7 protein-coding genes are annotated in these 10,648 nt (G+C 71.8%); 5 read left to right on the top strand and 2 right to left on the bottom strand.

Translation table 11 applies throughout. The annotated features are described in order from the left end of the window. Positions 1-100: 100 nt before the first annotated feature. The 4 genes from MTQ12_RS11635 (at position 101) to MTQ12_RS11650 (ending at position 4,816) form a co-directional block, all read left to right on the top strand. Positions 101-1,159 carry a DUF6636 domain-containing protein gene (locus MTQ12_RS11635; RefSeq protein ID WP_247618737.1) on the top strand — a complete coding sequence of 353 codons (1,059 nt, stop codon included), beginning with the start codon at positions 101-103 and terminating at the stop codon, positions 1,157-1,159. A 190-nt stretch (positions 1,160-1,349) separates the two neighbouring features. Beyond that, positions 1,350-3,116 carry a 2-isopropylmalate synthase gene (gene leuA, locus MTQ12_RS11640; protein ID WP_247618738.1) on the top strand — a complete coding sequence of 589 codons (1,767 nt, stop codon included), beginning with the start codon at positions 1,350-1,352 and terminating at the stop codon, positions 3,114-3,116. 156 nt (positions 3,117-3,272) lie between these two features. Continuing rightward, positions 3,273-4,001: a DNA repair protein RecO gene (gene recO / locus MTQ12_RS11645; protein WP_247618739.1), complete on the top strand. Its 729-nt coding sequence runs from the start codon at positions 3,273-3,275 to the stop codon at positions 3,999-4,001. Next, the gene (locus MTQ12_RS11650; protein ID WP_247618740.1) at positions 3,998-4,816 is read left to right on the top strand and encodes an isoprenyl transferase; all 819 of its coding nucleotides are present in this window, start codon (positions 3,998-4,000) and stop codon (positions 4,814-4,816) included. Before recO ends, MTQ12_RS11650 begins: the two co-directional genes overlap by 4 nt. Before the next feature lie 63 nt (positions 4,817-4,879). On the opposite strand, the gene MTQ12_RS11655 is transcribed toward MTQ12_RS11650, so the two are convergent. Both MTQ12_RS11655 and MTQ12_RS11660 read right to left on the bottom strand, forming a co-directional pair. Next, positions 4,880-6,850, bottom strand: a complete 1,971-nt coding sequence (locus MTQ12_RS11655; RefSeq protein WP_247618741.1) for a 2Fe-2S iron-sulfur cluster-binding protein — start codon at positions 6,848-6,850, stop codon at positions 4,880-4,882. 109 nt (positions 6,851-6,959) lie between these two features. After that, positions 6,960-8,810, bottom strand: a complete 1,851-nt coding sequence (locus MTQ12_RS11660; protein ID WP_247618742.1) for a DEAD/DEAH box helicase — start codon at positions 8,808-8,810, stop codon at positions 6,960-6,962. 442 nt (positions 8,811-9,252) lie between these two features. Between MTQ12_RS11660 and MTQ12_RS11665 the strand changes: the two genes are divergently transcribed. Then, positions 9,253-10,629: a glycine--tRNA ligase gene (locus MTQ12_RS11665; protein WP_137319897.1), complete on the top strand. Its 1,377-nt coding sequence runs from the start codon at positions 9,253-9,255 to the stop codon at positions 10,627-10,629. Positions 10,630-10,648 lie beyond the last annotated feature (19 nt).

The following is a 10,648-nucleotide window of genomic DNA, read 5'->3' on the forward strand; positions in this document are numbered from 1 at the left end:
ACGGCCCGGGTCCGGCCGACGCCACGGCCCAGGACCGGCCGGGGCCGCCTGACCGACGGCTGACCGCGCGCTCCGGGGCGGGTGTCTACACTGGATTCCCATGAGCATTCCTCCTCCGCCCGACCGTCGTCCGCCGCGCCGGCGGCCGACCCCCGGGACGCCGCCGGAAGACTCCCTGACGACGCAGCTGTTCGTGGGCCAGGCGAAGCCCGTCGCCCCGACGGACGACACCCAGGCGCTCAGCGCCGAGGAGGTCGCGCAGCTCCGTGCCGCGGATACCGCGCCGGAGGGCGAATCGACCCGTGTGCTCAGCCTCGAGGAGCTCCAGCAGATCGCGGCGGAGACCCATGACGACCGCCTCGACGGCCCGCGTGAACGGCCCGAGGCGCACGACGGCCCCAGGGCGACCGCCGCCCACTCCGCATGGGCCGAGCGCCAGGCCCCGCCGAGCCGCTGGCCCGGCCGCGATCCGGCCCCCGTCGCCGCCCCGACCGTGGGCGGTGCCCCGGTCCCGCCCCCGCCTCCCGTGCCCCCGATGGTCGGAGGCGGCGCGGGTGCGTCGCAGCCGCCGCACGGTGCCCAGCACTACGGTGCCGGGCGGCCGGCGCAGCGGAAGCGGGGCATGCCGGGAGCGGCGATCGCGTTCATCGTCATCGCCGTGCTGCTCGTCCTCGGCATCATCGGCTACATCCTGTTCGACATGTTCAGCGGGCAGGACCGGGGCGACGACGCCGCGATGCCCGCCCCGCCGCCGCCCGCTGGGGCACCGGAATCGCCCGGGGAGGAGGACTCGGAGGCACCGAGCACCCCGGCCTCCGAGGTCCGCTCCTTCGCGGCCCCCTCGGGCAACATCAGCTGCACGATCGACGCCGAGCGCGCCCGCTGCACGATCGCGAGCTTCGACTACGAACCGCCGGAGAAGCCGGCCGACTGCGAGATCGACAACTGGGGCGGGATCGTCGTCGCCAACGACGACGGCGCCGGGTTCTCCTGCGCCCCGGCCCCGGAGGCCCCCGAAGCCGAGCCGCTCGACTACGGCGAGTCGATCGAGGCGCACGGGATGACGTGCACCTCCGCCCGCGACGGCATGTCGTGCACCTCGGACGCCACCGGCAAGGGCTTCACCGTCGCCCGCGCCGGCGCGGACTTCGTCAACTGAGACCACGGCATCGTCGTCCCACATGGTGGGCTCGCCGGGTGACCTCGACGGCGGTTGCGCATACAGTGAGGAGCATGAATAGGCAGGCGCTCCTTCTTCTTCAGTGCCGCGGCGAGGCCTGACTCAGGCCGCATCCTCGCCGCGGAGTCGATGCTGTCGGTCGAAACCCGTCGAGATCAAGGACCCTGAAGTGACCCACCTGCAGAAGCCCAGCCCCATGCCGTTCGCCAAGTACAAGTCGTTCTTCGACCGCATCCGGATCGACATGCACGACCGGACCTGGCCCGACCAGCGCATCACCCGCGCTCCCCGCTGGCTCAGCACCGACCTGCGCGACGGCAACCAGGCGCTCATCGACCCGATGACCCCGGATCGCAAGCGCCGCATGTTCGATCTCCTCGTCAAGCTCGGCTTCAAGGAGATCGAGGTCGGCTTCCCGGCGGCCAGCCAGCCCGACTTCGACTTCGTCCGGCAGATCATCGAAGAGGACGCGATCCCCGACGACGTGCGGATCTCCGTCCTCACCCAGGCCCGCGAGGACCTCATCGAGCGCACCGTGGAGAGTCTCGTCGGCGCGAAGATGCCGACCGTCCACCTCTACAACGCGACCGCACCGGTGTTCCGCAAGGTCGTGTTCGGCTTCGACGGCGACGGCTTCGACGAGACCCGCGACATCGCGATGCGCGGCACCCAGGCCGTGATGAAGCACGCCGAGAGCCTGCTCGGCGACGCCGACTTCGGCTACGAGTACTCCCCGGAGATCTTCGTCGACACCGAACCGGAGTTCGCGCTCGACGTCGTCGGCAACGTCCTCGACATGTGGCAGCCGGCCGCCGGCCGGGAGACCGTCGTCAACCTGCCGGCCACGGTGGAGCGCGGCACCCCGAACACCTATGCCGACCAGATCGAGTGGTTCTGCCGCCACATGCCCTACCGCGAGGACGTCGCCGTCTCCCTCCACCCGCACAACGATCGCGGCACCGGCGTGGCCGCCGCGGAGCTGGGCATCATGGCCGGCGCGGACCGCATCGAGGGCTGCCTGTTCGGCAACGGCGAGCGGACCGGCAACCTCGACCTCGTCACCGTCGCCCTCAACCTGTACTCGCAGGGCATCGACCCGGAGCTCGACTTCTCCGACATCGACGAGGTCATCCGCACCGTCACCCACTGCAACCAGATCGGCGTGCACGAGCGCCATCCCTACGGCGGCGACCTCGTCTTCACCTCCTTCTCCGGCTCCCACCAGGACGCGATCAACAAGGCGTTCGTCGACCGGGAGAAGCGGGCGCAGGCCGCCGGCGTACCCATCGAGCAGATGGAATGGGACATGCCCTACCTGCCGGTCGACCCCAAGGACCTGGGCCGCTCCTACGAGGCGGTCATCCGCGTGAACTCGCAGTCCGGCAAGGGCGGAGTGTCCTACCTGCTCAAGACCGAGCACGGACTCGACCTGCCGCGCCGCCTCCAGGTCGAGTTCTCGCAGGTCGTGCAGGGCCGCTCGGAGTCCGGCGGCGAGGTCTCCGCACCGGAGATCTGGCGGATCTTCAACGACGAGTACCTGCCGTCGGACGGCGACGCCGAGGCCTGGGGCCGGTTCAAGATCATGGGCCTGCGCACCGCGTCGGCGAACATCGCCGACGAGCCGACGACGAAGAACTCCGAGACCATCGAGGTCGACCTCCTCGTCGACGGCCAGGAGCGCACCTACGAGAGCCGCGGCAACGGCCCGATCAACGCCCTCGTCAACCTCCTCACCGAGCAGTTCGACCTCGACATCCGGCTGCAGGACTACACCGAGCACGCAGTGGGCACCGGTGCGGACACCGTCGCGGCGTCCTACGTCGAGCTCGCCGTCGGCGACCGGGTGCTGTGGGGTGCGGGTCTCCACCCGAACATCACCAAGTCCTCGCTCAAGGCCGTGATCAGCGCCGTCAACCGCGCCGTGCGCCAGGGCTGAGCCGCCGGCCCGAGCTCCCGCCCCGCCGTCAGGTGGTCGCAGATCCACGATTCCCCCGCCGGGATCATGGTTCTGCGACCACCTGCGGTGCTTCCGGCGGTGCGTCCCCGGCGTGTGCGTCAGCCGCCTCCCAGGCCGGGCGACGATAATGGAGGGATGAAGCAGTACCGGGACGAGGGGATCGTGGTCGGCGGCCACAAGCTCGGCGAGGCCGACCGCATCGTCCTCATCCTCACCCGCAACCACGGGCTCGTCCGGGCGGTGGCCAAGGGGATCCGACGCACGAAGTCCCGGTTCGGCTCCCGGCTCGAGCCATTCATGCTCGTCGACGTCCAGTGCCACGTGGGACGCAGCCTCGACGTCGTCACCCAGGTCGAGCTCATCGAGCCCTTCGCCCGCGCGATCGGCGCCGACTACAGCACGTACTCCGCGGCGAACGTCATGGCCGAGACCTGCACCCGGCTCACCGAGGCCGAACCCCGCTCCCGCGCCCAGTACCTCCTCCTCGTGTCCGCGATCCGCTCCCTGTGCCGGGGCGAGCACCCACCCAGGCTCGCCCTCGACGCCTACCTGCTGCGCGCGATGGCCGTCGCCGGCTGGGCGCCGAGCCTGTGGAACTGCGCCCAGTGCGGCGAACCCGGCCCGCACCGGGCGTTCTCCCCGGCGCTCGGCGGGGCCGTGTGCTCGGCCTGCCGCCAGCACGGCACCGCGCTGCCGACCACGGAGACCGTCCTCCACCTCGCCGCCCTGCTGTCCGGGGACTGGGTCCGGGCCGAGGCGACCGCACCCCACCATGCCGCCGAGGCCTCCCGCCTCGTCACGCTGTACGTCCAGTGGCACCTCGAGCGCCACGTCAAGTCCTTCACGGTCCTGGAGAACGCATGAGCCCCCGTCGCCCCGATCCCGCTCCGACCGCCGGCGGGCACCCCGCAGTGCCGCCGCCGCACCCGTCCGGAGCGCGCCCGCCGGAGATCCCGCGGAAGTTCGTGCCCAGGCACGTCGCGGTCGTCATGGACGGCAACGGACGCTGGGCGAACGACCGGGGCCTGCCGCGCACCGAGGGGCACAAGGCCGGGGAGTTCGCGCTCCTCGAGGTCATCCACGGGGCGATCGAGGCCGGCGTCGACCACCTCTCCGCCTACGCCTTCTCCACCGAGAACTGGAAGCGCTCCCCGGAGGAGGTCCGGTTCCTCATGGGCTTCAACCGCGACGTCATCCGCCGCCGCCGCGACGAGCTCCACGCCCTCGGGGTGCGGATCGTGTGGGCCGGCAGGCGCGGCCGCCTGTGGCGCTCCGTCATCGCCGAGCTCGAGGCGGCCGAGGAGATGACGCGGCACAACACCGGGCTCGTCCTCCAGTTCTGCGTGAACTACGGGGGGCGCGCGGAGATCCTCGATGCGGTCAACGCGATCACCGAAGCGGTCGCCGCCGGCCGGCTGACCCCGGGGAAGGTGACGGAGAAGGCGCTCGCCTCCCGCTTCTACGCTCCCGGGGTGCCCGATGTCGACCTGTTCCTCCGGTCCTCGGGTGAGCAGCGCACCTCGAACTTCCTCCTCTGGCAGTCGGCCTACGCAGAGCTCGTGTTCCAGGACGTGCTGTGGCCCGACGTCGACCGCCGCACCCTGTGGGCCGCGATCGAGGAGTACGCGCGCCGCGACCGGCGCTTCGGCGGGGCGGTCGACACCGCAGCCGGGCGCTGAGGCGGTCCGGCCCGGCTCCGCACCGCGGAACGGAGCCCTCGCCGTGCCCGAGGTGGGTGCGGCTCACTCGTCGAGGGTGAGCTCGACATCCCCGACCGGGACCGCCGAGCACGTGATGACCTCGTCGTCGTCGAAGGCCGCCGCCGGCTCCACCGGATAGGCGACCTGGCCGGACACGAGGCGCAGCGCGCAGGTGCCGCACGAACCGCCCCGGCACGAGCTCGCCACGTCGATCCCGCGGGCCTCGAGCGCATCGAGGAGGAATCCCGCGGCCGGGGTCCAGGCGAGCTCGGGACCTGTCGAGCCGTCGGCGGTCAGCGTGCGCACCGTCGCCGGCTCCCACGCGGTGAGGTCGACCGTGCCGCCGGCGTCGATCGGTGCCGGCGAGGAGAAGATCTCGCGGTGGGCGTGTGCGGCCGGGACCCCGACGCGGTGGGCGGCCTCGGCGGCCGCGGCGAGGAAGCCGGGCGGGCCGCACAGCACGACATCGACAGCAGCGCCGCCACGGTCCGCTGAGCTCGGGGCGGCCGGTTCCCCGGGACCCGCCGGATCTGTATCCACAGGTGCGTCGAGCATCTCGGTGAGCACCGCGCCGAGCGCGTCTGCGTCCGGCCGACCCCGCTCCTGAGTCGACCAGCGCCGCACGCGCGCCGCGGGGAGTGCCCCGGCGGCGTCGACGAGCGCGCGGAAGAAGCCGCTCGGGGTCCGCCCGCGTTCGACATGGAGGACATCGACCGACCGATCGCCCAGGCCGGGCAGCAGCCCGAGCGCCGGGGTGATGCCGATCCCGGCGGTGAGCACGAGGGTGCGCGGGGCGCGCAGCGTGTCCGCGGTGACCCGGCCGAACGGGCCGGAGACGAGCACCTGCGCCCCCGGCGGCAGTGCGGTGAGGGTGCGGGAGCCGACGCCGTCGACCCCGACGCCGAGCTCGAACGTGCTCCCGGTGGCGGCGGTGACGGTGTACGTGCGCCACAGCGGCCCCGCCTCGGTGAGGAGGTGGACGCGCGCATGCATGCCGGGTCGGTGGAGGGCGGCGAACCAGCCGAGCTCGTCGCGCAGGCGCACTCGGACGCGCCCCGGGTCGATCTCCGCGGAGTCGAGGACCGTGGCCGGGCGCGGGGTGGTGAGCGGGGACTTCACCCGCGGGTCGAGGGCCGCGGGCGCTCCGGCGTCGTGGTGGTGCTCTTCGGTTCCGGGCCCGTGCTTAGCGCACGATCCGCCCTCGATGAGGAGCGCGTCGCCCACGCCCACCGTGCCGGGCTCGAGCACGATCCCGTAGACGCCCAGATGGAGATGCCCGAACACCCCGGCGAGCAGCCGGGGCACGTTGACGTCGTCCTCCGCGGTCCGGGGATTCACCCGGGTGGCGGGGCAGCGTTCGATCGAGGCGCGGATGAGCAGACGCGCCGAGCCCACGCGCACCACCCGCCCGATGAGTCCGAACTCCTCCCACGGAGCCAGGCCGCTGAGGTGGACGTTGCCGCGGAAGCGGAGCGGGTCGAGGTCGACGCCCGCGGCCTCCCCGAGCATCTCGACCGTTGCCGGGTTGATGAGCGACACGCCCGAGGCGCGGGAGTCGAACATCCCCTGGCCTGCGACGACGAGGCGGCGCGGGTGCTCGCCCTGGGGGCGCAGGCGCGCGGCGAGGAACGTCGAGGCGGCCGCGAGGGAGTCGGCGTCATCGGTGCGGAACCCGGTGCGCTCACCGTCCGGGGCGCGTAGCGTGATCGCCCGGGCCGGGGCGCCGGGGGAGCCGCCGACCATCCCGGGGTCGCCGCCCGATGCGGACCCGGCGGGCGCCTCGGCGGCGGTCGAGCTCACCTGCCAGGCCTCGAGGCTCATGTCGGTCTTGAGGACGGCGAAGCCGCGGTAGGGACTCCACGAGTCCGCCGGCACGGGCAGGCGCCCGCTGCTGAAGGCCGCCGCCCGGTCGCCGTCGAAGCCCGTGCCGGCGCGCACTGTGCCGGAGTCGAGCGGCTCGGCCGGGAAGCCTTTGACCGGGTAGCGGAAGAGCGCGGAGACGCGAACGGACATGCCGCCCATCCTATGACGGGCGGCATGTCCGGTACCGCGCGGCGCGGCGGTCGGCCGGGACAGCCCGGCGGGTGTGCTCAGCCGCGCGGCGGCCGCGTGCGGGTGGGGCTCAGCGACCCTTGCCCCCACGGTAGAAGCCCTTCTTGCCGTCGCGCTCCTGGCGGAACTTGCGGCCCTCGCCCGGACCCTTGTCGAAGTTCTTCTTGGGGAACGAGCGGCCCGGGCGGCCGGTGTCGGGGCGCAGATCGATCCGCTTGCCCTGGACGCGGGTGCCGGACAGGCGGTCGAACACCGACTGCGGCAGGTCGTCGGGCAGGTCGACGAGCGAGTGGTTCGAGCGGATGTCGATGTGGCCGATCTGACCCGAGGTCAGGCCGCCCTCGTTCGCGAGCGCCCCGACGATGCCGCCGGGCTGGACGCGCTCGTTGCGGCCCACGGCCAGCCGGTAGGTGCGCATGCCCTCACGCGACCGCGGACCGCGCGGCCCGCGCTCGCCCCGGTCCTCGCGCTGCTTGCGCTTGGGCTCGGGCAGCGGCTGCGCAGTGAGCGACTCGCCGTCGAGGAGCAGCACCGCGAGTGCGGCGGCGATCTCCGAGGCGGGCACGTCGTGGACCTGCTCGTACTGCTCGATGACGGGGCGCACCTCGGACAGGTCGAGCCCGGAGAGCGCCTCGGTGATGCGGTTCTGGAAGCGCTCGATGCGGGTCGAGGTCAGCTGCTCGACGGTCGGCAGGGTGAGCTGCTCGACGCGCTGGCGGGTGGCCTTCTCGATCTGGCGCAGCAGGTGGTTCTCGCGCGGGGTGACGAACAGGATCGCCTCGCCGGAGCGGCCGGCACGGCCGGTCCGGCCGATCCGGTGGACGTAGGACTCGGTGTCGTGCGGGATGTCGTAGTTGACGACGAGCGAGATCCGCTCGACGTCGAGGCCGCGGGCGGCGACATCGGTGGCGACGAGGATGTCGATCGCGCCGCTGCGGAGCTGCTCGACCGTCCGCTCGCGCGCCTGCTGCGGGATGTCGCCGTTGATCGCCGCGGCGGACAGCCCGCGGGCGCGCAGCTTGTCGGCGAGCTCCTCGGTGGCCTGCTTGGTGCGGACGAACATGATGATGCCGTCGTACTCCTCGACCTCGAGGATGCGGGTGAGCGCGTCGAGCTTGTGGGAGTGCATGACGGTGAGGAACCGCTGGCGGATGTTCGCGCCCGTCGTGGTCTTCGACTTGACCCGCACCTCGGCCGGGTCGTTGAGGTACTGGCCGGTGATCCGGTGGATCGACTTCGGCATGGTCGCGGAGAACAGCGCCACCTGGCGGGCGGTGCCGGCCTGCGCGAAGATCTCCTCGATGTCCTCCTGGAAGCCCATCTTGAGCATCTCGTCGGCCTCGTCGAGCACGAGGTGGCGGAGGTCGCCGAGCTTGAGGGAGCCGCGCTTGAGATGGTCGATGACGCGCCCGGGGGTGCCGACGACCACCTGCGCGCCGCGGCGCAGGCCGCCGAGCTGCGGGCCGTAGGACTGGCCGCCGTAGATCGGCAGCACGGAGAAGTCCGGGAGGTGGGCGGCGAAGCTCGTGAACGCCTCGGCCACCTGGAGCGCGAGCTCGCGGGTGGGGGTGAGGACGAGGGCGAACGGGCCCTCGGAGGCGCGGCCGGCGTGCGCGAGGTGGCTGAGCACGGGCAGGGCGAACGCGGCGGTCTTGCCGGTGCCGGTCTGCGCCAGGCCGATGACGTCGCGGCCGGAGGTCAGCAGCGGGATCGTCTGCGCCTGGATCTGGGACGGGGTCTCGTAGCCGAGGTCCTTGACCGCGGCGAGCACGGCGGGATCGAGGTCGAAGGCGTCGAACGGCGGCAGCTCGTCGGCGGGCGCTGCCGGAGCGGCGGCGGACCCGGCCTCGGCCGGTGCGGCCTGGGCGGGAGCGGTGCTCTCGGGGGTCTTCTCGGTGGAGACGGGGGCAGGGGTGGTCATATCCTCAGCGGACATCAAAGGCTCTCTTCGCGGATCGGCACACACTTGATCGCAGTGGACGGGTTTGGCGATCGACCCATGCGCAGCCGCACTGCAACGGTGGTGAGCAGATCGGCCGGTGCCGTCGAATCGAGGACGCGTGACGCGCAACGAACGCAATGTGACGGGCGGCACGCGGTGCGTCGAGCAGTGCTCGCTGCCCGGGGCAGTCGAACTCCTGGCACCATGACGGCGGTGAAAGGTTTGGGTGTCCGGCCAGTCTACATGCCGCGGTGCCCGAGCCGGGCGGTTCGGCGCCGAGGGTGAGGGAAGACACAGCCGCGCCCTGGGCGGCTGCGCGGCCGCGCACCGGGACGCGGGTCCGAACCGGGCGCGCATTCGATACGCTGGATCCGCATGCGGACGACAGCCAGCCGTTCGCCCCCGAACCGAGGAGACATCTGTGGCATCGACATTGGATTCCGTCATCACCCTGGCCAAGCGGCGCGGCTTCGTGTTCCAGGCGGGTGAGATCTACGGCGGATCCCGTTCGGCCTGGGACTACGGGCCGCTGGGCGTCGAGCTCAAGGAGAACATCAAGGCCCTGTGGTGGCAGAACTTCGTGCGCGGCCGCGAGGACATGGTCGGGCTCGACTCCTCGATCATCCTGCCGCGCGCGGTGTGGGAGGCCTCCGGGCACGTCGAGACCTTCGTCGACCCGCTCGTCGAATCCCTCCACACCCACAAGCGCTACCGCGCCGACCACCTCATCGAGGCCTACGTCGCCAAGCACGGGCGCGAGCCGGAGAACGGGCTCGCCGACATCCGCGATCCGGAGACCGGGCAGGAGGGCGCGTGGACCGAGCCCCAGCAGTTCTCCGGCCTCATGAAGACCTACCTCGGCGCCGTCGACAACGAGGAGGGCCTCCACTACCTCCGCCCGGAGACCGCGCAGGGCATCTTCGTCAACTTCGCCAACGTCGTCACCGCCAACCGGAAGAAGCCCCCGTTCGGCATCGGCCAGATCGGCAAGGCGTTCCGCAACGAGATCACCCCCGGCAACTTCATCTTCCGCACCCGCGAGTTCGAGCAGATGGAGATCGAGTACTTCACCCACCCCGACGACGCGGAGAAGTACTACCACGAGTGGGTCGAGGCCTGCTGGGACTGGTTCGTCGACCTCGGCATCGACCCGGACAACATGCGCCGCTTCGACGTGCCCGACGGCGAGCGCGCCCACTACTCGGCGGCGACCGTCGACATCGAGTACAAGTTCGGGTTCCAGGGCAGCACCTGGGGCGAGCTCATGGGCATCGCCAACCGCACCGATTTCGACCTCGGCAATCACACCGAGCACTCCGGACACAAGATGCAGTACTTCGACCAGGCGGCGAACACCCGCTACACGCCCTACGTCATCGAGCCGTCCTTCGGACTCACCCGCTCGATGATGGCGTTCCTCGTCGATGCCTACACCGAGGACGAGGCACCCAACACCAAGGGCGGCGTCGACAAGCGGATCGTGCTCAAGCTCGACCCGCGGCTCGCCCCGGTCAAGGCCGCGGTGCTGCCGCTGAGCCGCAACGAGAAGCTCTCGCCCAAGGCCAAGGAGCTCGCCGCGGACCTGCGGAAGCGCTGGAACGTCGACTTCGACGACGCCGGGGCGATCGGCCGCCGCTACCGCCGCCAGGACGAGATCGGCACCCCGTTCTGCATCACCGTCGACTTCGACACGCTCGACGACGACGCGGTGACCATCCGGCGTCGCGACGACATGTCGCAGGAGCGGATCCCGCTCGACGAGGTCGTCGCGTACCTCGCGACCGACCTCGCCGGCTGACCCGCCGCGCATGCACCTC

Source organism: Brevibacterium sp. R8603A2 (assembly GCF_023072605.1).
Lineage (GTDB): Bacteria > Actinomycetota > Actinomycetes > Actinomycetales > Brevibacteriaceae > Brevibacterium > Brevibacterium pityocampae.